This window comes from Streptomyces sp. 11x1 (assembly GCF_032598905.1).
Classification (GTDB): Bacteria; Actinomycetota; Actinomycetes; order Streptomycetales; family Streptomycetaceae; genus Streptomyces.
Window position 1 is genome coordinate 4,483,351 of record NZ_CP122458.1, and the last position, 22,085, is coordinate 4,505,435.

At 70.2% G+C, this 22,085-nt stretch carries 17 protein-coding genes; 1 reads left to right on the forward strand and 16 read right to left on the reverse strand.

The window, feature by feature from the left end; translation table 11 throughout:
• Positions 1-4: 4 nt before the first annotated feature.
• Positions 5-1,411, reverse strand: coding sequence for a serine protease (locus P8T65_RS19530; RefSeq protein ID WP_316726562.1), 1,407 nt, complete (start codon positions 1,409-1,411; stop codon positions 5-7).
• 105 nt (positions 1,412-1,516) lie between these two features.
• Here P8T65_RS19530 and P8T65_RS19535 point away from each other — a divergent pair, with 105 nt between their 5' ends.
• Positions 1,517-1,810, forward strand: a complete 294-nt coding sequence (locus P8T65_RS19535; RefSeq protein ID WP_230215657.1) for a trypco2 family protein — start codon at positions 1,517-1,519, stop codon at positions 1,808-1,810.
• A gap of 561 nt (positions 1,811-2,371) precedes the next feature.
• Here the strand turns inward: P8T65_RS19535 and P8T65_RS19540 are convergent.
• The 15 genes from P8T65_RS19540 to P8T65_RS19610 form a co-directional block, all read right to left on the reverse strand.
• Positions 2,372-3,130: a 4'-phosphopantetheinyl transferase superfamily protein gene (locus P8T65_RS19540; RefSeq protein WP_316726563.1), complete on the reverse strand. Its 759-nt coding sequence runs from the start codon at positions 3,128-3,130 to the stop codon at positions 2,372-2,374.
• 13 nt (positions 3,131-3,143) lie between these two features.
• Positions 3,144-4,190 (reverse strand): C45 family peptidase, encoded by a 1,047-nt coding sequence (locus tag P8T65_RS19545; RefSeq protein WP_316726564.1) that lies wholly within the window; start codon positions 4,188-4,190, stop codon positions 3,144-3,146.
• Positions 4,187-4,801, reverse strand: coding sequence for a GNAT family N-acetyltransferase (locus P8T65_RS19550; RefSeq protein WP_316726565.1), 615 nt, complete (start codon positions 4,799-4,801; stop codon positions 4,187-4,189). Before P8T65_RS19550 ends, P8T65_RS19545 begins: the two co-directional genes overlap by 4 nt.
• Positions 4,802-4,803: 2 nt before the next feature.
• Entirely contained in the window at positions 4,804-5,067 is a 264-nt protein-coding gene (locus P8T65_RS19555; RefSeq protein ID WP_316726566.1) for an acyl carrier protein, read from the reverse strand.
• Positions 5,057-6,586, reverse strand: a complete 1,530-nt coding sequence (locus P8T65_RS19560) for an AMP-binding protein (RefSeq protein ID WP_316726567.1) — start codon at positions 6,584-6,586, stop codon at positions 5,057-5,059. The genes P8T65_RS19555 and P8T65_RS19560 overlap by 11 nt, the downstream gene beginning before the upstream one ends.
• The gene (locus P8T65_RS19565; RefSeq protein ID WP_316726568.1) at positions 6,583-9,903 is read right to left on the reverse strand and encodes an amino acid adenylation domain-containing protein; all 3,321 of its coding nucleotides are present in this window, start codon (positions 9,901-9,903) and stop codon (positions 6,583-6,585) included. Before P8T65_RS19565 ends, P8T65_RS19560 begins: the two co-directional genes overlap by 4 nt.
• The gene (locus P8T65_RS19570; protein WP_316726569.1) at positions 9,900-12,179 is read right to left on the reverse strand and encodes a class I tRNA ligase family protein; all 2,280 of its coding nucleotides are present in this window, start codon (positions 12,177-12,179) and stop codon (positions 9,900-9,902) included. The genes P8T65_RS19565 and P8T65_RS19570 overlap by 4 nt, the downstream gene beginning before the upstream one ends.
• Positions 12,176-13,255 (reverse strand): FAD-dependent oxidoreductase, encoded by a 1,080-nt coding sequence (locus tag P8T65_RS19575; protein WP_316726570.1) that lies wholly within the window; start codon positions 13,253-13,255, stop codon positions 12,176-12,178. The genes P8T65_RS19570 and P8T65_RS19575 overlap by 4 nt, the downstream gene beginning before the upstream one ends.
• Entirely contained in the window at positions 13,252-14,571 is a 1,320-nt protein-coding gene (locus P8T65_RS19580; protein ID WP_316726571.1) for a SidA/IucD/PvdA family monooxygenase, read from the reverse strand. Before P8T65_RS19580 ends, P8T65_RS19575 begins: the two co-directional genes overlap by 4 nt.
• A 168-nt stretch (positions 14,572-14,739) precedes the next feature.
• Positions 14,740-16,041 (reverse strand): MFS transporter, encoded by a 1,302-nt coding sequence (locus tag P8T65_RS19585; RefSeq protein WP_316726572.1) that lies wholly within the window; start codon positions 16,039-16,041, stop codon positions 14,740-14,742.
• Positions 16,031-17,362: an ATP-grasp domain-containing protein gene (locus P8T65_RS19590; RefSeq protein ID WP_316726573.1), complete on the reverse strand. Its 1,332-nt coding sequence runs from the start codon at positions 17,360-17,362 to the stop codon at positions 16,031-16,033. Before P8T65_RS19590 ends, P8T65_RS19585 begins: the two co-directional genes overlap by 11 nt.
• On the reverse strand, positions 17,359-18,564 hold the full coding sequence (locus P8T65_RS19595) for a saccharopine dehydrogenase C-terminal domain-containing protein (RefSeq protein ID WP_316726574.1): 1,206 nt from the start codon (positions 18,562-18,564) through the stop codon (positions 17,359-17,361). Before P8T65_RS19595 ends, P8T65_RS19590 begins: the two co-directional genes overlap by 4 nt.
• Entirely contained in the window at positions 18,554-19,618 is a 1,065-nt protein-coding gene (locus P8T65_RS19600) for a saccharopine dehydrogenase (protein WP_316726575.1), read from the reverse strand. The genes P8T65_RS19595 and P8T65_RS19600 overlap by 11 nt, the downstream gene beginning before the upstream one ends.
• Before the next feature lie 52 nt (positions 19,619-19,670).
• Positions 19,671-20,804, reverse strand: coding sequence for a cytochrome P450 (locus tag P8T65_RS19605; protein ID WP_316726576.1), 1,134 nt, complete (start codon positions 20,802-20,804; stop codon positions 19,671-19,673).
• A 40-nt stretch (positions 20,805-20,844) separates the two neighbouring features.
• Complete coding sequence (locus P8T65_RS19610; RefSeq protein ID WP_316726577.1) at positions 20,845-22,053, reverse strand: acyl-CoA dehydrogenase family protein; 1,209 nt, start codon at positions 22,051-22,053, stop codon at positions 20,845-20,847.
• Between the last annotated feature and the right edge of the window lie 32 nt (positions 22,054-22,085).

A 22,085-nucleotide genomic window follows, 5' to 3' on the forward strand; every position in this document is an offset into this window, starting at 1 on the left:
GACCTCATGTCAGACCTCCGGGTGCCCGCTCTCCGATGCGCCGCAGATCGGCGCGGAGGGTGCGAACCAACTCCCGCAGCCGGGCCAGCCGCTGCTGCGGATCCGCGCCCCCACCGGTGCCGCCGCCCGCACCACCCCAACCACCCCATCCGGCCCCACCACCGCCGTCGATCAGCCGAAACTCGCCCCGGCGCCGTTCGGCGGTCTCGGTGAGGGAGCCCAGCGACGCACTGTCGACCACACCGTGCCGAACCACGCGGCTGAACTCGGCCCGCTCCAGCCGGGCGAGCAACGTGTCCGCGTGGGTGAGCAGCGCGGGCGCGAGAAGTTCGTCGCGGGCGGCGTTCCAGCCGGTGCCTCCCTCGTGCCGGAAGACCAGAAGCAGCCGGAAGCCAAGGGTCCGTAATCGGGCGAGGAGGGCGATCAACGGCCCCGGCTCGGCCTCCTCGTCGAGCCCGTCGACCAAGACGGTGACCCGCTGCCCGCCCGCAGGGCCGGGCGCCGGCCCGGACGGGCGCGGCCGGGTCCCGAGGAGCCAGTCCCAGTAGGCCAGATACTGCCCGGGCGGAAAGGCGATGTGCCCCAGTGCGTGATCGGCGAGGTCGGGCCGACTGGACACGCCACCCCGGTGGACGAGGTCGGCCCGATGCACGAGATGCCGCAGGGACCGTTCCTTCCCGCTCCCCGGAGGGACCACGGTGACCTTCACCGGCTCCTCGTCGGCGTACTCGTCACCGAACCACCGCGCCAGCCTCTCCTCGAAACCATGGTCCCAGGCATACGGCGTGCTCAACTCGGCGACCAACGGGGACAGTTCGGCGATACGCGCGACGGGAATCAGATACGAGAACGCAAGCCGGTTGTTCTCCGGCAACAACTCGCCCATGTCTCCCCGCCAACTGACGACGAGCCCGACGACCCGCGCGGGCCCCCCTTCCCCGGGCCGGGTGCACACGGCGGCCCCGCTGAACCCCCGCCGCACGACCTCGGCCTTGGTCACGGCGTCGAGCTGCACGCGCTCACCGCTGACCCCGCCGATCCGCCCCCACAGACTCATCCCGTCGTCGAAGCCCTCCGCGTACCCGGTGGCGGAGACCTCCATCCCGCCCCACAACGCGGTCTCCAGCCGGGCGGGCCGCGCCTGGGGTCGGGGAGCGTCCAACCGCAGTACGGCGACGTCCTCACCGCCCTCCCCCTCGGCGAGCCATCCGCCGGGCGGCACACGCGCGGACACCGCCTCGATCTCACTGTTCTCCCCGAACTCCACCCACATCACGGCATCCGGATCGCGCACCACATGCGCGCAGGTCAACACGGTGTTCTGATCGACGAGCACCCCGGCGCCGCAGATGGGGCCCCGCGCATTCCCGCGCCGCAGCCGGAGTCTCCAGTCCGCACGCAATTCCCCCATGCCACCTCACACTACGCGCGGGGCATGGTGCGTCCCTAGACTTGTGAACCAACTTGGATCGGTCAATCGATTCGGTCAATCAACGGAATCCGACGGGGTGTTGACATGAGCGATACCGAACCGGTCGGCCTGGCGGAGGCCATCGGCACGGTCCGCGCGGAACTGGCCCGGGCCCAGGCGGAGGGCGCGGCGAGCGACTGGCGGTTCAGCGTGGAGCAGGTCAGCCTGGAGTTCGCGGTCCAGTTCCACCGCTCCGGCGAGGGCGGCGCGGGCCTCCGCCTCGGCGTCGTCGAGGCCCGCCTGGGCGGCACGGTCAGCCACGACACCACCCACCGCATCCAGGTCGACCTGAAACCCCTCCCAGGCCCCACAGGCCACCACCACGAGGTAGGCCGCTGACCCACCCCCCCGGGGGGCATGATCGCCGCCTACCGATCCCTACGACACCCGCACCACGCCCCACAAGCCCGCCCTCCCCACCCCCACAGCGCAACAAGAAACCGCAGCCCAATTACCTGACCTGCGGTTTCCCTTTCGCTGGATGCGGGCGGCCGGGTTTCCCGAGCCTCCGGCGTTGCCGCGCCGGAGGTCGCTCACGCAAGCCACCTCGCGGCATTCCCGGCCGTATGACGCGTCACGCCCCGAGCAACACAAAAGGCCAGGTCACGAGCTATGTGACCTGGCCTTTGCCGGAGCCGCCCTCGGGATTCGAACCCGAGACCTACGCATTACGAGACCATGAGCGATCGTGTTGCCTGATGCCTCGTCGTGCTGCGTGGTGACGTTTTTCCTGATCAGAGCACGTGCTACAGGTTGACCCGTGCTACCCCGTGATGCGCCGCCCCAAGGCGTCTGTCCACCGGCTGTCCACCGGCAGAGCCGCCAAGAGGATGTCCATGAAGCGATCGTGGGGCTGTAGACGCAGCTCCTTCCGGGGCCAAGGCGTACCACCAAGGACACTTATGCAATCTCTACAAAGTTCCTCGTGCATCGCAAACGATCGCATCCGGGCGGTGTATGTCCACCTCCATGATGACCGCACACAGCTGCGTCGTGCCGGTCCATCCCACCGCAAGGCGTGATCATCCTGGCCACCTCGCCCTGGACGACGACGGCTACGACAGCCGCGGGTGCGCCGCCCCGCGCGGGCAGCACATTCGTACGGCCGGACCAGGCGTCCGGTCCTTGGCCGCGGATGCCGCGCAGGGCGACCTCACCAGTGGCCGCGAACAGAAGATCAACATCTCGTGCGCCGCGGAGCAGGCCGCGGCCAGTCGCCTTGACCGCCGCCTCCAGGAGCGTCCACGCGGGGAGGAACGACTCGGGGCCGGCGGCGGCCGGAAGATCGGGGTAGACGGTGGCGAGGACGTCCAGTGGAGTCGGCACCGGCCGCTGCCACTCGATGTCCACGCCGATGGGCCCGCTGCCGGACGCCCCGAGCAGCAGCAGGCCCTCCGAACGCGACCAGCTGATGTGCAGCCCCGCGTGGTCCGGCAGATACGGCTTACCGCCCGGCAGATACGCGATGCGTAACTCAGCCGGCGGAACGCGCAGCCGCTCCCCCAGTAGATGGCGCACGGCCAGCCGGGAACGCAGGTAACGGCGTGCCAGGAGCGTGTCCGCGAAATGGGCACCGCGCCGCCGCTCCGCCTCCGTCAGGGCGCCCTCACTTGCCCAGACCGGTTCGTTCGCGTCCAGGTCCACCAGCCATGTATGCACGTGCCCCCCCTGCCTACAGGCTGAAAACCTGTGTCCGTGACAGTGCCGGGTCGCCGGGGCGTACGTGCAACTCACCGCGGTCGGGCAGCAGAACGACGGCGGCGACGGTGCGTTCGGCGCGGATGTCTCCCCGGTCCGGTACACGGATCGGAGACTGGGACAACAGCGCGAAGTGCTCCTCCGGGCCGGCCCCGGGGGGCAGTTCGCCGAGTCCGGTGGCGGCTGCCTTCAACCTGCGGACCGACGAATTGCGGGCGAAGACGTTGATCTCGTCACCCGGTACGAAATCGGGATGCAGGAAGTGGTTCGTGTGCGCCACCTCCGCGTCCTCGATGGTCCTGAGCTCATCCCCGAGGACCTCCACGCAGACTGCGCGTTCCCGGTCGCACAGCACGAGCGTGCGGGAGCTGGCGAGTGGCAGGGTGCGCAGGATCTCCAGGGCCTCGGTGACGTCCCGTGCCGTGTCCAGGAGATGGCGGATCGCAAGGTAGGGCGGCACTCCTGGGCGCCACTCGCCGCCCAGGACCAGGTTGAGGCCGACCGCGAGGCCGTCGCTGTTGAGGCCCAGATACCCGAGCAGGCCACCGAAGCTGAGGACGAGCGAGCGGCGGGGCGAGTCACCGCAGGCGATCTCCAGGACTCCGATGTAGTCGTCCAGATCGCCGTTGAGGTCGATGGTCTGCGCGAGCACCGGAGAGCTACGGGCAGTGCGGGCGTACGTCGTGCAGTCGCCCGCCGTCGGCACCTTGCGGTAGCCCATGATCTCCCGGCGCAGCTGGAGCAGCCAGGCCTCGTCCTCGGTGATCCCGGCGCCGGAGGCGAGGCCCGCGACCTCCTCCGCCTGGTCCGGCAGGGCCGCCGCGACCGCCGCCCGGTAGGCGGCGATCGACGGCAGCAGTCCGTCCTGGGTGACCGGCTCCGGCATGACCTTGTTCAGGCGGCAGAGCGAGTCGTCGAGGAACGCGCGAAGCGGACCGGCGAGGGCCTCGCCATGAGCGCGTCCGACAGTGAAGGGGTCACCGGACGCGCGGATGAAGGGGATGCCCCCGCCCACGGTCATCCGACGGCGTCCAGCTGGGAGACCTTCGGCTTGGTGGCGAGCTCCTGTTTGACGCGCGGCCATTCGGCGCGCAGCACGCTGTAGAAGATCGCGTCGCGGCGGCGCCCCCCGGGCATGTAGTTGAAGCTGCGCAGGGTGCCTTCCTCGACGGCCCCGATGTTGCGCAGGCCGCGACGGGCCTGGGTGTTGAGGATGTCGGTCTTGAACTCGACCCGCTCGGCACCGAGCGTGTCGAAGGCGTGTTCCAGCAGCAGGTATTTGGCCCAGCGGTTGATGCCCTGGCCCCGGAAATCACGGCCCAGCCAGGACCAGCCGATCTCCAGGCGGGCGTCGGCCTCGGCCATGTTGCCGTAGCTCATGCTGCCCGCGACGCGGCCGCTCGCCCGGTCGGTGATGACGTAGACGACGCGGCGGCCGGCCGCCTGGTCGGCGAGGCAGGCGTCGAAGAACTTCGTGAAGTCGGCGTCGGTCTCCACGGCGGAGACGAAGTAGCGCCAGATGTCGGGGTCCATGGCCACGGCCCGTACGTTCTCGCGGTCGGCCTCGACGACCGGTCGCAGCTGGACATGCTCGTTCTCCAGGACCGCTGCCGCGTTCTGTGTCCAGGTCACGGTCAGGCCACCTTGTTCGTGTGTCGGGTCAGAGCCTCGGCGACGCTGCGCAGGGTGCGCATCTCGGCGAGATCGTGTTCGGTGAAGTTGGCGAGGTCGACGTCGGTCGCCTCGCACACCTCGGTCAGGAAGAGGACCTTGTTGAGGGAGGTCAGGCCGTAGGTGCCGGCCATGTCCGCGTCGAGGTCGAGGCCGTCGGGGCTGACGGGCGGGTTGAGCACCGCGGAGAGGTTGTCCCTGGCCGCGCTTTCGATGTCAGGCCGCATGGATGCCTTCCTTGCTGTCGTGGATCTCGGCCCGGTGGGCCTCGAAGATCTGCTGGCGTTTCGGCTTGTACTGGGAGGTGAGCAGGCCGCCCTCAATGCTGAACGGCATCTCGCTGACGACCACCCTGCTGATCTGTTCGTCCTTGGTCAACGAGGCGTTGGTCAGGGCGAGTTGGGCGGCGATGGCCTCTCGGTCGGGGGGCACCTCGGCTGGGGAGACGACGGCGATGAGGTCGGTCTGCGCGGGGCAGAACAGCACACACTCGGCGATGGCCGGGCTGGTGCGCATGCTCTCCTCGATCGGCCGGACGATGACCTTCTTGCCGTTGTCGAGGACGATGACGTCGTCGGCCCGGCCGCGGATGAAGAGGAAGCCGTCCTTGTCGAGGTACCCGAGGTCGCCGGTGCGTACGGTGCCGTCGGGGCCGAAGACCCGCTCGGAGTCGCCGGGGCCGGCGTAGGCGTAGGCGTAACCCACGGGGTGGTCGCTGCGCACGCTGATGACGCCGTCCTCGTCGATCAGCACTTCCTTGCCGCGCAGCACCTTGCCGACACTGCCCTCGCGGCTGGCCTCGGGGTGGTTCTTGGTGACGATGCAGGTCTCGTTGAGCCCGTAGCCCTCGTAGATCGGCAGCCCGGCCTCGGTGAAGAAGCGCAGCATCGTCTGCGCGGCGGGCGCGGAACCGGTCCACAGATAGCGGACACGGTCGCCGAACACGCGCTGGGCGGCCTGCTGGAGGGACTCTGTGACGCCCGGGCGGCGCAGCCGTGTCTCGATCTGCCGTTTGGCCGTCTCGTAGAAGGCGGGTACGCCCATGACGACGGTGGGCCGGGCGCGGCGCAGCGCCGCGAAGGCCGCCTCGTAGGTGCTTATGGTGACGTCGTGGCCGTGGGCGAGCGCGGAGTAGATCCAGTAGCGCTGCTGGAGCAGGGACAGCGGCAGGAAGACGAACAGGTCGTCGCCCGGCTTGTGCTCGAAGATCTCCTGCACCGAGGCCAGTGAGCTGTCGATGCTTCCGGCGGTCGCGCCCAGCCCCTTGGGCGTACCGGTGCTGCCCGAGGTGAACTTGATGGTCGTCACCTCGCGCGGTGCCCAGGTGACGAGGGGAAGGGGCTCCGCGCCGGGGTCGTCCGGCTCCTCGGCGAGGGCGCGGACCTCGCTGATCGGCAGGGTCCCGGGGGCGTTCGTCTGCCGGTCGGTGAACAGCAGCGTGACGCCGTAGCGCTCAGTGAGCTGGTCGTCGGGGTCGAACTTGCCGGGTTCGAAGCCTGCGGTCTCAGCCTTCAGGCGCAGTGCCGCAAGGTCGAGCAGCACCCATTCCAGGCTGTTGGCAGCCAGGATGCCGATCCGGTCGCCCGGTCCGATGCCACGCTCCCGGAGCCGCCTGGCCAGCCGACCGGACATCTCGTACAGCTCCGGCAGGCCGATGGTGCGGGTGCCGTCGAGCCGGGCGAAGGAGATGCGTCCGCGGATCGGCGAGGTGGAGACGATGAGGTTGAGCGTCGAGTGGTCGGTCACTGTTCCCCCGCTCGCGAGGTGAGGGCGGTAGCCATGGCCCTGACGGTGTCCAGGTCTGCGAACATGTCGAGCGGGATGGTGATGCCGAACCGCTTGCGCACGGCAGTGAGGATCCGGGCCGCGGCGATGGAGTCGCCGCCGAGGGCGCCCAGGCTGTCGTGGACGCCGACCCGCGCGCCGCGCAGGACCTGGGACCAGATCTCGACGAGGGCCTTCTCGGTGTCCGTCGCGGGTTCGCCGCCGCTGCCCGGCCCGTCGGCGGTGCGCACCGTGTCCTCGACGGGGACATCAGCGAGCTTGCCCCGGTCGACCTTGCCGTTCTTGGTCAGCGGCAGTTCCTCGCGCCAGATCACGGCGGTGGGGACCATGTAGTCGGGCAGGTCGCGGCGCAGGGCGTCGCGCAGTTCGGCCAGGCCTGGCCGTCGCTCACCGGCCGGCACCAGATGGGCCACCAGGCGGTCGCCCTGGGCACCGGGGCGTCCGGCGACGACGGCCAGTGCCACGGCGTCGATGGCGGCCAGCCGCGTCTCGACCTCGCCGGCCTCGATGCGGTAGCCGTTGACCTTGATCTGGAAATCGGTGCGGCCGAGGATCGCGATGTCGCCGTCCGGCAGATAGCGGCCCAGGTCGCCGGTGCGGTAGAGGCGTTCGCCGCGACGACCGTCGTGGAAGAACCGCTCGGCGGTGCGCGCCTCGTCGCCCCAGTAGCCCCGGGCCAGGCCGGTGCCCGCCGCGCAGATCTCGCCGGTCACCCAGTCGGGACAGTCCAGCCCGTCCCGGTCGAGCACATAGGCGCGGTTGTTGGCGTTCGGGCGGCCGTACGGGATGGACTCGCTGCCGTCCTCGTCGGGGCCGACGGGGTGCAGGATGTTCCAGATCGTCGTCTCGGTGGGGCCGCCGAGCGAGATGACGTCCACGTCGGGCTTCAGCTGGCGCAGCGCGGCGGGCAGGGCCGGTGGGATACGGTCGCCGCTCATCATGACCAGGCGCAGTGCGGGCGGCACGGTGCCGTCGGCGACCGCCTGGTCGTGCAGCAGGGAGACGATGGCGGGCACCGAGTTCCACACGGTCACCCCGGCGCTCTCGCACAGCTCCAGCCAGTGGGCGGGGTCGACGGCCCGGTCCCGGTCGGGCATCACCAGGGCCGCGCCGGCCGACAGCGCGCCGAAGACGTCCCACACCGACAGGTCGAAGTTGAACGCGCTGATGGCGAAGAACCGGTCCCTGGGGGCGATGCCGAACCGCTTGTGGCAGTCGGCGACGACGTTGGCGACGTTGCGGTGGCTGACCATGACGCCCTTGGGCTCACCCGTGGTGCCGGAGGTGTAGAGCACATAGGCGAGGTCGTCGGGGCAGGAGCCCGGCAGCGGGACGGGCAGGTCCGCCGCCTGCTCGGCGTCGGTGATGTCGAGGTGCAGGACCTGCCGTTCGCCATCGGGATCCTGCCAGCCGGTGTTGGTGAGCACATGGCGGACCCGGCCGTCGCGCAGCATGTAGTTCTGCCGCTCGGCGGGCAGTGCGGCGTCGACAGGCAGATAGGCGGCGCCAGCCAACGCGGTGGCGATGATGCCGACGATCTGCTCGGGCCCGCGGCTCATCACCAGGCCGACCAACTCGTTGCGGCCGACATTCCCCGCGCGCAGCCGGGCCGCCGCGGCGGCGGCCCGGCGCAGCAGTTCGCCGTAGCTGACCTGGCGTCCCGAGGTGATGACGGCGGGCGCGTCCGGGGTGCGTTCGGCATGGGCGCGGAAAGCGTCGCCCAGCATGGTCTCGGGCAGGGGCACGGCGGTGTCGTTGGCCTCGCGGCGCCGTTCGCGCTGGGCCTCGGGCAGCAGGTCGAACGTGTGGCGTTGCCAGGCGGCCTCGTCGACGAGCGTGTCGAGGAGGGTGCGGTAGCCGTGGGCGAGATCGTCGAGCAGGCCCTTGGGGAAAAGCTCGTCGACGCCGTCAAGTTGGACGACGAGCCCGCCGTGCTGCTCCATCGCGAAGGCGTTGAGCCACACCTGGGGGGTCTGGCTGACGGTGAACACCTCCGGCCCGAACAGCTCCAGCGCGGAGCCGTCGATGTCGCCGCCCACATGACCGATCGCGCTGTTGAACGTGAACGGCATCCGGGCGCCGGCCACGCCGCCACGTCGGCGTGCCAGTTCCTGCATGACGTCGCTGCCGGAGAAGTGCCGGTGGTCCAGGTCGCGCCACAGCCTGGTCTGCAGGGCGCGGGCCCGCTCCTCGAAGCTGCGGGCCCTGTCGACCTCGATCTCGACGAGCATGGTGTCGGAGAAGTTGCCTATGGCCTGGAAGACCCGGGGGTGCATGGGCGGGCGGTTGGCCACCGTGGTGTTGAGGGTGAACCGCGGGCCGCCGCCCCAGGTTGCCAGCGTCTCGGCGTAGGCGGCGAGCAGCAGCGCCGAGGGGGTGAGCCGGGCGTGGGCGGCCCGCTCCTTCAGCGCGGTCCACGCCCGTTCGCCCAGGCGCACCTGCCGCTGGGAGAAGCGGGTGTCGGTCACCGCTGCCGGGCTGGTGCGCAAGGGCAGGTCCGGGTGCGGGGCGAGGTCGTCGACCCGCGCAAGCCAGTATTCCCGCGAGCGGCGGGCCGGGGCCCGGTCGCGGGCGGACTCCAGCGCCGCGACGTACTCCGCGTACGGCAGCTCCTGGGGCGCGCCTTCGTCGGTGCCGTCGCGGTAATGCTGCCACCAGGCATGGAAGAAAAGGAACATGCTGATGCCGTCCATGACCAGCCCGTCGTGGCTGACATGGAGGACCATGCGGTCTTCGGCGAGGATGGTCACATCAGCGGCGATCAGAGGCACCTGGTCGGCGGCGAGCACCCGATGGGAGCGTTGCTCGCGCAGTTCGCGGCGGATGCGGTGCTGTTCCTCGGGGCTCTCCCGGCTCAGGTCGAGGCGGGGGATCCGGGGCCGGTACTGACGGAACTCGGTGATCTGACGGTCGTCGCCGACGAAGCGGGAACGCAGCGCGCTGTGCGCGTCCACGACTGCTTCCAGTGCGGACTCCAGGCGATCGACGTCCCACACGCCCTCGATCTCGTGATAGACGTGGCTGGCCACATCACCGATCTCGAAGATGCCGCCGCGACCGAGCAGATAGGCGCGCTGGAGGGTAGTGAGCGGGAAGCCTGGGCCGTGTCGCTCCTCCTCGGTGAGGTGGGCGATCAGCTCGTTCTTCACGCTCTTGATGCGGGCGATGAACTTGGGGTCCATGCGCTCGCGGCCGCCCTGAAGCCGCAGGTCGTTGCCGGAGAGGGAGACTGACAGGCCGCGGCTTTCGATCTCGCGCAACACCTCGCGATAGCTCATCGAACCTTCGCCTCCGCGAGTGCGGCCAGGGCCGCCGGCTCGGCGCGCTCCTCGATGATCGTGGCGAGGGAGTTGATGTCCTGGCTGCCCAGGAGCTCCTCGACGCTGACGTCCACGTCGAGGGTTTCGAGGATCTGGTACTGGAGGGTGACGGCCTGTAGAGAGCTGGTGTTCAACTGGCTGAGGTCGTGGTCGCTGACCACCTTGTCGTCGGGGAGTTGGAGCACGGTCCGCACGAGGCCGCTCAGCCACGGCTCCAGCTGCGGGCCTATGTGTGTCGGGGAGGGAGCCGCCGGGATTCGCGTCGGGCGGAAGAAGACGGCGTCCGCGAGGCGGATCTCGCTGTCGGGGGCGACGAGCTCGACGGTGCGCGGCCAGGTGGTCGGCTCGGGCATGCCGAGCATGTCGGCCAGGTGTGCGGCGAAGCGCGGCATGACGGGGGCGGCGGCGTGGGCGAGGAGGCGGGCGGCGGCCAGTTCCAGGGCGATGGCGGTACGGGTCTCGTTCCCCCAGCCCGCGGTCTCGGCGAGGAGCGACTCCTGGCGCGAGAAGCGCAGGGTGTCGGTGACGATGCCGTCGAGTTCGGCGGCGGCCTGGTTCAGGGAGAAGCCGTCGGAGCCCAGCGCGCCGGTGACCGCGGCGAGTCGGGCGCCGAGACGGGCGAGGAAGGCGGAGTGTTCGGGTGTCCAGTTGCCGGCGTCCGGGGCTGTGCCTTCGTAGCGTTTGGCGATCCGGGCGCCGAGGTCGTTCAGCCAGGTCTGCCAGGTGCCGATGAGGGTGTCGGTCAGAGCCGACTCGTAGGCCGCGCGCTGGAAGTTGGTGCGCGTCCCCTCGGGGCGGGTGGCTGCGAGGAAGTAGCGGACGGAGTCGACGGAATCGGGGCCGAGGATCTCCTTGCCCCAGATGGCGTGGCGCCGGCTGGTGGAGAACTTGCTGCCTTCGAGCAGGTAGAACTCGTTGACGTGGTAGTCGATGTCCGGTGTCCAGCCCGGGAACGCGAGCCGGTACAGGGCCGGGTAGAGCACCGAGTGGTAGAAGCTGTTGTCGTAGCCGAAGAAGTGGACGATCTTCCAGTCCTGGCTGGGCTCGGCTGCCCGCCAGTTCTCGCCCAGGCGAGCGCCCAGGGCCTGGATGCCGTGCAGAAAGCCGTACGACATCTCGGGCCACACCCAGATGACCTGGCCGTCCACGTCGTTCCCAGCCGGGGGGACGCCCCAGGAGGAGGGGTGGGTGAGGGGGATGTCCAGGCTCGGGCGGTTGAAGAGCCGGTCGGCGAGTTCCCGCAGTCGTGCCGGGACCCGGCCGAGGTGGTGGTGGGCGGCGATGTCGCCCTGGAAGGTGTGCAGGGGCAGGATCCACCGAGCCATCGGGCCGCGGCGGGGGGCCGCGGCCGAGTGCGTGGAGGCGGGCTCGACAAGATCCGTGACGGTGTTGGGCTCGCCGCACTCTTCGCAGATGTTGCCGCTGGTGCCCGAACCGCAGCCCGGGCAGCCGCCCTTGACGTCGACCTCGTAGAGGTACTGGCCGTTCTCCGCGTCGAAGAGCGCGTCGGCCTCCGTGACCTCGACCGTACCGGAGGCGACGACATGGGAGAAGAAGTCCTGCAGGCCGCCTCGGTAGGCGGGGTCGTCATTGGTGACGGTGTACTGATCGGGGGTGATGTCCATCAGCTCGAGGGTCGCGGCTATCTCGGCGCTGTAGTGGGCCGCGGTCTCGGCGGGTTCACGGCCCTCGGCGCGGGCGGCGGCCGGCACGTAGCTCTGGTAGTCGTCGCTGCCGGTCAGATGCCAGGCGTTGGTGCCGTTCATCCGCTGGTGCCGGACAAAGACGTCGGCACCGAGGTAGGGCCCGGAGAGATGGCCGAGGTGGAGATCGCCGTTGGGGGTGGGCGGGGTGGAGAAGACGAAGACCGGCCGCTCGCCGAAGGTCTTGCGTTCGGTGTTCCGCGCGGAGGCCAGAGCGCGTCCGGCGTCGCGCCAGTACTGGGTGAGGAAGACGAGATCTTCGTCGCCGGTGTTCTCCAGGACGTGGGACTCGAAGGGCTCGAAGAGCGCCACCGTGCCGGGAGCGGCCGGGTGCCGCCGCCCGTCGACGATGAACTCGCCACGGCCCGCGACGATCACGAAGAACTCGGTCTCGTCGTGCTGATGGCTGTCGGAGGCCCGGCCGGGGGCGACACGTCCCCAGCCGACGCCCGTGCCGAGGCCTTCGATGCTGCTCATGTCGATGCCGAACGCCTTGGAGAGTGCGGTGTCGTCGTAGGTGTTGATGATCACGTCGCGTCCTTTCGCTGGGACGGAAGGGGGAGCAGATCGGCGGTCTCCGCCGCGATGGCGGGGCCCAGCCGGTAGCCGGAGCCGTTGGCGGCGCCCGCGAAGACCACGCGCCCGTCATCGGTGAGCGCGCGGACCAGCGGCTCGAAGTCGGGCCCGTACGCGTCGCAGAAGACGCGGCCGGAGGTGCAGTGCTCCACCAGGTGGGGGGCGTACTGGCGCAGTGTGGCGAGGGCCGCCCCCCGATCGGTCGGCGACAAGCTCGCCGGCACCGTGTCGGGGTCGACGTCCCACTCCTGGCAGGTGTAGCTGAACAGCCAGTGGCCGCGCTCGTGGTAGGGCAGCAGGAAGGCGTCCTCGTCCTCGAAGACGATGGCCTCGTCGTCGGCGGTCGGCGGAATCTCGATGTGCAGGGCCACGACCTTCTTCACCCGGGCGCCGAGCGGGGCGACGAGTTCCTTCCAGGCAGGGGCAGCCAGCCATGGGCCGGGGGCGAGGACCACATGCCCGGCGGTGAGCGCGTCACCGGTGCCGAGCTCCAGACGCACCCCGTCCGCCACAGGGGCCACGCCGGTGACCTGAGCCCCTTCGCGGAACTTGGCGTGCGGGCGCAACTCGCGGGCCAGGAAGTGGCTGAGGGCGTGGACGTCCGCGTACTGGCAGCCATCGCCCTCCCAGGCGCTCATGCCGTCGGGCAGCGCCGCGACGCCCGCCGGGAGTGCCGCCGTAGGCCGCAGTTTCGCCTCGGGCAGATAGGTGCCGCGCAGCCGGGTCTCCTCCGTGGTGGAGGCGACGACCGTCATCCGCAGGCTGTGCACGGGCAGTTCCGGGCGGGCGCCCTTGAGCGCGGCGTACCACTGCTGACTGTACGAGGCCATGCGGCGGACGCGTGGTGTGGAGCCGCGCGGGAAGTGCAGGCCGGCCGAGCGGCGGGTGGCGCCGCTGCCGATGGCGTCCCGCTCCAGCAGGGCCACGGAGGCGTGCGGATCGCGGGTGAGGATCTCCCGCGTGATCAGGCAGCCGAGCACTCCGCCGCCGACCACCGCGTAGTCATGGTCGGTGTTCCGCGTAGTCATCATGCCCCCCACGGCATCTTGGTGCCGGTCTTGGTCGACCATTCGATGAAGGACGCCAGCTGCTCGTCGCTGCGCGCCCCTGACAGCCGGTCGGCGATGCGCTGGCTGCGCCAGGCGTTGAGGCTCAGGTTGGGGTCGGCGAGGCCGCGCTGGCCGCGGGCGGCGTTCTGCACGAAGACGTTGCGGTCGGCCGGGCCGTCCCAGCACACCGCGTAGTCCTCGTCGATGCGCAGCTCGTCGCCGTCGCGTTCGAGGCGGTGGGCGATCGGAGCGAGGAAGTCCGTGGCTGCGGGCCGGAATCCGGTGGCCCATACGACGACGTCCGCCTCGAAGTGCTCCCGGGCTCCGGGCTCGTCGTTGTGCCGGACGGTGATGTCCCAGCCGCCCGCCGAGCCGACCTCGACTCCGACGACCTCGCGGTTGGGATGCAGCCCGACCAGGTCGGGGTTGCCCTCCACGAAGCGGTGGACGTATATGCGCTGGTAGATGTCGCGCAGCGTGGACTCGGAGATGCCGTCGCTGGTGAGGATGTGCTGGGCGTTGAACGCGGCGCGGACCTCTGTGCCGAGGCTGTAGAAGTAGTCGGAGTGGTCGGGCATGTAGTAGTCGTTGGTGAACGGCGAGTCGTCGATGGGGAAGTAGTTGCGACGCCGCGATATCCATGAGACCCGCCGCGGCAGTTCGGCGCCGGAGCGGGAGATCAGGTCCGAGAAGGCCTCGGCGCCGGACTGACCGCCGCCGACCACCACGACCCGCTTGCCCCCCAGGTTCCGGGCCGAGGTCACGAAGTCGTTGACGTGGAACTGGGTGGCGCCGAGGTGGCTGCGGCCCTGCTCCGGCACCCAGGGCTGGTTGCCCACACCGACGACGACGTTGTCGGCGGTGACGGTGCGGTGGTCGGTGCGGACGGTGAAGACACCGTCGAAGCCGACCTCCTCGACCGTCTCACCGAAGACGATGTTCTCGTTACGCCGGCTCGCCCAGGCCAGGTAGTTGCGGAACTCCAGGCGCGGCACGTCGTCGAACTGGGCGTTGAGGAAGTGGTACACCCGCCCCTGGTCGTGCAGATAGGCCAGGAAGGAGAACGGGGACTTGGGGTCGGAGAGCGAGACCAGGTCCTTGAACATGGAGACCTGCAGGGTCGTGCCGGGTATCTGCTGGCCGTCGTGCCAGCCGAAGGACTCCTTGCGGTCGATGAAGAGGTTGCGCACCTCCGTACGGCTGTGCAGCAGTGATGCGAGGCTCAGGTTGGCGGGTCCCACACCAACCCCCACGCAACGGTAGTGCGTGGAGTCAGGCGTGGTTTTCTCGTGCCCCATGGTCGGATCTCTCCTTCGGACTGGTGCCGGCGGCATGCAACTGAGGACATGCCGGATATGGGATGTGAAAACATGATGAATTGCACGGAAAACGGCATGCCTGGTTGCCGTTGACGGTGCGGAACAAGATGCCTGGCGGTGGGGGTGTCGTAGGGGGCGGTCCGGCGATCAGGCCGTCGGTGTCTCAGCCAGGACCGGGGTCTGCTTCCGCCCGTCGGGCGGCAGTGGCGGCTGAGGCTTGCGCACGGCGGCCAGGCCACAGACAGTGGCAACGAGGGAGCCGAGGGCCACAACGGGCCAGACCAGGCCGCCGCCCAGTTGCAGAAAGAGCCAGCTGCCGATCATCGGACCGACGGCGGTGCCGAGGCCGAACATGAACTGGAAGCTTCCGATGTAGCGGGATCTCAGGTTCTCCGGGCCCGCGCTCGCCGGATGGGCGAACACCGACGGGCCGCCCAGTATCTCGCCGATGGACCAGACGAGGGTGCCGATGACGACGGCCGCGGGCCCGATCGGCAGGCCGTATACCGCCACCCCAACGCCCACCAGGGCGAACCCCAGGCCGACCGTCACCTTCAGTGGCCATGCCTGGGCGAGTTTGGTGACCAGCAGTTCGAAGACGATGACGATGAAGCCGTTGAGCGATACGGCGAAGGTGTACCAGAAGAGCGCCATGCCGGCGTCCTTCATGTAGAGCGGCAGTGTGGACGTGTACTGCATGTAGACAGCGGCGTGGCAGAAGGCCGCGATCAGGTACAGCACGAACCGCCGGTCACGGACCACGGCCGCATAGCCGCCACCCGACCGCTTCCCCTCCTCCGCCTCCTTCTTGGTCTTCCCGTCTGCGGTACGGGCAGGCAGCGTCGTCCAGGCGAGAACCGCGTAGAGCGTGGCAATCAGCGCCTCGCCCCAGAAGAGCAGGGTGTACTGGTGCCCTCCGGCGTTGTACAGGGCGTAGCCGAGGAGGGGCGCGGCCGTCGCCCCCACATTGAGCCCGAACCGGTACATCGCGAAGATCATGACCTGCCGGTTCGCGGGAGTCAGCTCCGCCAGCAGCATCGCCGACGCGGGCCGGAAGAGCTGGGCTCCAAGGCTGACCAGTGCGATGGCCGACAACAGCAACGGCAGGCCGGGCAGATAGAGCAGAGCCGCCGTCAGGACGCTGGTGCTGCCCATCGAAACGACCGTGGCGTTGCGGACGCCCATCCGGTCCGCGAGGGTGCCGCCGATCAGCGATCCGACGACGGCACCGCCACCGTACACGCCGAGAGCAAGGACAGTGCTGCCCGCAGAGTAGCCCCTGGCCGTCAGGAACAGCACCAGGAAGACGTTGAGGAAGCCGCTGAGGCGGTTGACGAGGACCCCGGCGAGCACTGTCTTCACCGAGAGCGGTGCCTCCCGGAACGTGGCCCATACGGTGGCCGGTCCGTCGGTCACCGCCTCGCCCTGGGCTACCTGATCAGCTGTCATGCCCGTCCACCGTCCGTATCGCCACGTTCACCGCAGCGCGCACCTGGGCTTCCAGCTCGTCGAGCTGCCGGGGGCTGGGGGCGTCGATGAGGAAGGTCACCGCCCGGTCGTCGGAGCTGGCCAGCGGGGAGAGCGTGGCCCCCTTCTCCTTGAGCACCAGAACCGCTCGCAACGTGGGCGGGGCGTCCGGTCCGCCTGGGACGATCTCGGGCCACATCCCGCCGTCACCGACCCATACAGGCGCCACACCCGGCCAGTCGACGCTGACGTCCTCCAGGATGCCGGGCTCGTGGTCCAGGTAGACCTGGCGGGCCCAGCGGCGCGGCGCCGGGTAGGCGGCGGGCTCGCCCAGCGCGATCCGGATGATTTCGGGCTCCAAGGGGGCCCCGGTTGCGAGTTGATAGAGCGCGAGCAGGCCGTCGCCCGGGGTGCGGGCCGCGATCTCCATCAGATACGGCTGGCCATCGGTGCCCGTGCGCCATTCCGCGTGGGCGATGCCGTCGCGGAATTCCAGGGCCTCCAGCAGCCGCTGGTTGGCCGTCAGAAGCATCTCATCGGCCCCCGTGTGGGAGTTGGGCACCGAGTGGGAGAGCTCTACGAAGGTGCGGGCGGCAGATTCAGTGGTCTCCTTGCGGGTGACGGACGCGAAGATGACTGTGCCGTCCTGCACAAGACTTTCGACCGAGTACTCCTGACCTTCGGTCTTCTGCTCGACCAGAACGGTCTCGTACTCGGGGTACTCCGCAAGTAGTTCCCGCAGTTCGGAGGCGTCGGCCACGGTCGCCACGCCTGAACTGGAGTGCCGGGTCGCGGGCTTGGCCACCGCCGGATACGGCAGCGAGCCGAGGTCGACGTCCTCGCGCTCGCCGGGCGGGATCACCAGGGAGGCGGGGCTGAACTCATCCAGGTACCAGCGCTGGAGATACTTGCTACGGCACACGCGTGTCGCGCGTAGACCGGGGCCACGGAGACCGAGGGCGTCACCGAGCAGCCCGGTCGGCTCCACCAGCGTCTCGCCGACCGCGTACGCGCCGACGATCGAGTATCTGTGCCGCCAGGTGCGGGAGCGGGCGATGACGCCGGGGACGAACGAGCCCTCCTGGTCGAGCGAGCCGTCGACAAAGGCGATGTCGTCGATGAGCGACGCTGGGTGCTCCGGGTCCTTCATGCACTGCTGGGCATGCCTGCGACAGTTCTCAGGCGTGATGAGCAGGACTTTCAGGCCTCGATCGGATATCTCGTGCAGGTAGCGCGGGTTGCGGCAGACAACCCAGAACGCGCCGGTGAGGACGACGGCCTCGGGTCGTACGGTGGCAGTCATGCCTTCTCTCCTCGGGAGGCAGGGACGCTGTCGACGAATGTGCTGTGCAGCCCGGCCGCGTCCAGGAGTTCCATCCAGCGGGCGGTCTCGTCAGCGGACTCCGCGGCGCGGTTCAAGCCGGCGGGCAGCGCCCCGGCAAACATTCGCGTGATGCCGATGACGAGCGGCAGAGACACACAGCGGGCCATGGCGCTCTCGGTCTCGTCGCCGGTCAGGTCCAGCAGGTAGGACCCTTGCCAGCGCGCGCCGCCGGTGGCACGGACGTCGAGCGCGACGGACAGCACGACGCGGTCGCGGTCGGCGTCGGTGGTGGGGTAGCGGGCGGCCAGGTCCTTGGCCAGGGAACGGATCTCCTCCTGGTCACCCGTGCTCACAGTGGTGAAGACATCGCTCCAGGCCTTCCGCCAGCCCTCGTTGCGCAGGGTGCCGCGGACGAAGGTGCGCAGTCGCCAGCCCTCCGGGACACCGTACTGCGACACGAACGGCAGGCTGTCGCGATTGGGATAGACCTCAAAAACCTCGCCACCGAGGCGGTGCGTGCGGGAGGCCTCCCAAGGAAGGACCACTGTGCGCTCCGCGCCCTCGTCGATGGTGCGGGCCGGGGAACCGAGGGCGGCCAGGACACCGTAGGGCGCCCAGCTGAAGCGGTAGCGGAAGTCATTGGGAACGGCGGGAATGCCACCGCAGTAGGAGGTGAAGTCGACTGATTCGGCCGTGTCGCCGACCGCCTCGCGGGCGCGTTCGACGAGCCGGTGGGCCATCAGGTGGTCGATGCCCGGATCGAGTCCGGCCTCAGCGAGCACCACAACGCCCGCGTCCGCCGCGGCCGCGGCCTGTTCGGCGAGGGCGTCGGAGACGTAGCTGGTGCAGGCGAAGTGGGCCCGGCGGTCGAGTGCCAGGCGCAACAGGCGAGGGTGCTCGGCGGCGGGCAGCATGGAGACGACCACGTCGCCGGCGCCGACCGCGTCTTGGAGGGCGTCGTCCGAGAGCGCGCGGACCTCGGCGCGGCCGGCCAGGCCGAGTGCGGTCAGACGGTCGGCGGCGCGTTCGGCGGTGCGGTCCCACAGCACCACGCGCTCAGCCCGGTCGCACAACAGGCCGAGGCCGGACGAGCCGGTGGACAGGCCGGTGCCGATCCAGTGGACAGTGCCGCTCGTGGGGGCGGGCGCAGCCGCCTCGGTGGTGTTTCGGCTAACGGGCATGGGTGCTTCCTTTGAGGACGGTGGTGGCGGTGGTCCCGAAGGCCAGCAGCGCGCGCTCCCAGGCCGTGTCGGCGTCGTTCAGTCGCAGCAGCTGGGGGTACAACTCCGCTGAAAAAGCACGGCTGGACTCGACGGGCAGCAGCGAGGGCAGGTTGTCGATGGCGATGAGGTCGGCCGGCCGATCGCCCTCGCGCAACCGCCGGACCGGGTGCTCCCAGTCGGTGATCTCGTCGTAGACCGGCAGGACGTTGCACTCGGAGGTGACGTCGCAGGTGACATCCGCGATGAGGGAGAGGCGCCGCCCGGGGGCGTCGAGGTCCTCAGAGGTGAGAAAGGGCGGTACGGGCCGTGTGGTGAGCACGGTGTTGACAAGGACGTCGTGGTCGAGCAGTGCCCTCCGGTCCAGGGCGCGGGTCTCAGCCACGTCCCAGCGGGTGGGGGTGATGCCCGCCTTCTCCAGGGCATCGCAGGCGCCGCGGCCGCTGCGGCCGAGCGCACCGATCACCAGGGCCCTCTCGTCCGCCGGTGGTTCCCCGGCGGCAAGCCGACCGTCCAGTGCGGACCGGTCCAGCGGGTGCAGCGGGGCCCGGAGCAGGCCGCGGTGGTGGAGCACGGCCAGGGCCGCGCCGACGTAGCCGGCCCAGTAGCCGAAGGCGGCCACACGCCGGCCGTCGTCGTCCGTCAGGTATTCGAGGTCCAGCAGGGCTCCGCCGCCGGACGTGAACCGGCCGAGCAGCTCCCGGGCGCCGGTCTGGCCCTTGTAGGCGTGGCCGAAGTAGATGTGACGGTGCACCAGGTGGTTGGGCGCGTCCGGCAGTTCCTTCAGGCCCAGGACGTAGTGGTCCCGAGGGGCTTCGGTCCAGCTGCCGGCCGGGGCGGTACGGCAGCCGGCGGCGACGTAGTCCGCGAGGGGGAAGGAGCGCTGCGGCGCCTCCTCGACGGTGATCCCGACACCCTCGGCGACGAGCCGCGCGGCGTCCTCGGGGACGAGCGGCGCCCGGCGCTCACTGTTACGGGACTCGTGCCGCATCCACAGGCGTGGCCTGTCCGACATCAGATTCGCACTCTCTCTTCGACGGATGGCTGTGGGTGGGTCGTATGAACGGCTAGAGCACGGGGATGCGGGCGTTGGCCAGCGGTCGGTACGTCACCTGGCCCGGCAGCTCCGCCGGGTCGAAGCCCGCCGCGAGCAGTTCACGGACGACCGCGACCGCGACGGTGACGGCCAGAGTCTCTCCCGGGCAGCGGTGGGCCCCAGCGCCGAAGGTGAAGACCGAGGGGTCCTGGCGGCCGGGCCGGAAGGCGTGCGGATCGGGGTTGGCGGCCGGGTCGCGGTTGGCGGCGGCGAGGACCACCAGCACCGGCTCGCCCGGAGCGATCTCGACCCCGTCGTGGCGGAACGGCTCGGCGGCGAAGCGGCGGGTGTTCTGGATCGGCGCGTCGTGGCGTACGACCTCACGGACGAGCGCCTCGGCGTCGGCGGGGCCGGAGGGCGTGCGCGCACCGCGAGCCAACGCCACCAGGGTGTTGCCGATCAGCCCGGCCGTGGCGTCGTAGGTCTGGGACAGGAAGCCCACCGCGTTGGCCAGCAGCGGAGCGGTGCGGGACCAGGAGGCGCGGCGCGCGGCCCGCACGAGTTCGGCAAGCAGGTCGGTGCCGTCCTCCCCCCGCTCCAGGCCGGGACCCAGCAGTTCCTGGAGCCGGCTGGCCGCGAGCGCCGCGGCCTTCTGCTGCTCGGGGGTGGCGGAGGCGGGGATGCACTGGACGAAGTCGCCGATGAGCCGGGCGGCCTCGGCGTCCGCTCCCCGGTCGAGCCCGCAGAGCGCCGCCACGACCCGGGCGGGCACGCCGAACATCAGCTCCTCGAAGGACGGCCGCCCACCCGCCGCGAGAACGTCACGGGTCCGTTCGGCGGCCAGGCCGGCGGCGCGCACCGTGTCGACGCACCCCAGAGCGTCGACGACCACGGCCTTCAGGCGGTGCTGCGATCCGCCGTCGGTCATCCGCACCAGGTCGCCGAAGACGTCGCCGGCGGGGGTCCCGGCGATTCCGGCGGGCACCGGCTCGGCGGGCGGACGCACCCGCAGGGCGGTGGCGGTCAGTACGGCTCGTACCGCCGCGGCGTCGCACGCCACCCAGGCGCCCACGGCCTCGTCGAACGCCAGCGGACGCTCGGCCACCAGCGTCGCGTAGTAGGGGTACGGGTCCGGCTGCCGGACCGCTTCGATCGGGGTGGTCACCCGGGAACTCCTTGTTGACGGAATGGGGGAACTGGGGTGGTCAGAGGTCGCGGGCGGCACGGTCGGCACGACGGGTGTCGAGGGTTCCCGCGATCGTCAGCCGCATGATTTCCGAGGTGCCCTCATAGATCCGCAGAGATCGAATCTGCCGGTACAGGCGCTCCGTGACGCTGTCCTTGACGACGCCCGACGCGCCGAGCAGTTGCACCGCGGTGTCGACGATGCGCTGGGCCTCCTCGGTGGCGTGGAGCTTGGCGATGCTGGAGTGGCGGGCGAAGCGGGGGCTGCCGCGGTCGGCCTCCCAGGCGGCGCGGGCCACCAGCAGGGCAGCCGCGTTCAGCTGGACGTCCATGTCGGCCAGGGACGCCTTCGTCAGTTGGTGGTCGATGAGCAGGGCCCCGCCGACCTGTCGGGTGCGGGCACGCGCCAGAGCGGTGTCGGCGGCACGGCGAGCGAAACCGAGCGCCGCCGCGCCCACGGTCATCCGGAAGCGTTCGAGCAGGTCCATGGCGATGACGAAGCCCCTCCCGGGCATGCCCAGCACGGCCTCTCGTGGCACCCGGCAGTCCTCGAAGGCGAGGTGGGCGAACGAGCGGGGGGCGACCGGGGCCGGCCGGCCACTGATCCGTAAACCGGGGGTGCCGGCGGGGACCAGGAAGGCCGTCAGTCCCAGCGGGCCGGGGCCTTCGCCGGTTCGGGCTATGACGACGTACAAGTCGGCGATGGTGCCGTTGGCGATCCACGCCTTGTGCCCGTTGAGGACGTAGCCACCGTCGTCGGTGCGCTCGGCGGCGAGACCGACGGCGGCTACGTCGGAGCCCGCCTGTTCCTCCGAGACCGCGAAGGCGCCGACGAGCGAGCCCTGCGCCATGCGCGGCAGGTAGCGGAGCTTCTGGTCTTGACTTCCGAAGCGGATCAAGGGGGTCGCGGCCAGTGCCTGGATCGAGAAGGCGAAGTCGGCCAGGTCCTCGGCGTACGCGAGCGCCTCGCGCATGAGGCAGAGGGTGCGGTGGTCACCCGGTCGCTCCTCAGGATCGGAGCCGGGGTCCAGGAAGGCGAGCCAGCCGTCCTCCCCCAGCCGCCGTACGAGGCGCAGGCCGGCCTTGTCCGGGTCCTCCGCTCGGACTTCGTCCCACAGTGCGGTGCGGTCGTCGCACCAGGTGCCGATGGCGTCGGCGAGGCGACGGTGCCGATCGTCGTAGAGGGGAAGGTTGAGGATTTCCGGGTCGAAGCTCGTGGTCGGGTCCAAGGTGATTCTCCGTGTTGGAAAGAGGGGTGGAG

Bases quoted from the DNA above. Each gene is read 5' to 3' on its own strand.
- P8T65_RS19590 (WP_316726573.1), bottom strand. From the start codon at position 17,362: ATGACTGCCACCGTACGACCCGAGGCCGTCGTCCTCACCGGCGCGTTC.
- P8T65_RS19585 (WP_316726572.1), bottom strand. From the start codon at position 16,041: ATGACAGCTGATCAGGTAGCCCAGGGCGAGGCGGTGACCGACGGACCG.
- P8T65_RS19580 (WP_316726571.1), bottom strand. From the start codon at position 14,571: ATGGGGCACGAGAAAACCACGCCTGACTCCACGCACTACCGTTGCGTG.
- P8T65_RS19545 (WP_316726564.1), bottom strand. From the start codon at position 4,190: ATGACCGTGGGCGGGGGCATCCCCTTCATCCGCGCGTCCGGTGACCCC.
- P8T65_RS19575 (WP_316726570.1), bottom strand. From the start codon at position 13,255: ATGATGACTACGCGGAACACCGACCATGACTACGCGGTGGTCGGCGGC.
- P8T65_RS19535 (WP_230215657.1), top strand. From the start codon at position 1,517: ATGAGCGATACCGAACCGGTCGGCCTGGCGGAGGCCATCGGCACGGTC.
- P8T65_RS19600 (WP_316726575.1), bottom strand. From the start codon at position 19,618: ATGTCGGACAGGCCACGCCTGTGGATGCGGCACGAGTCCCGTAACAGT.
- P8T65_RS19565 (WP_316726568.1), bottom strand. From the start codon at position 9,903: ATGAGCTATCGCGAGGTGTTGCGCGAGATCGAAAGCCGCGGCCTGTCA.
- P8T65_RS19555 (WP_316726566.1), bottom strand. From the start codon at position 5,067: ATGCGGCCTGACATCGAAAGCGCGGCCAGGGACAACCTCTCCGCGGTG.
- P8T65_RS19530 (WP_316726562.1), bottom strand. From the start codon at position 1,411: ATGGGGGAATTGCGTGCGGACTGGAGACTCCGGCTGCGGCGCGGGAAT.
- P8T65_RS19595 (WP_316726574.1), bottom strand. From the start codon at position 18,564: ATGCCCGTTAGCCGAAACACCACCGAGGCGGCTGCGCCCGCCCCCACG.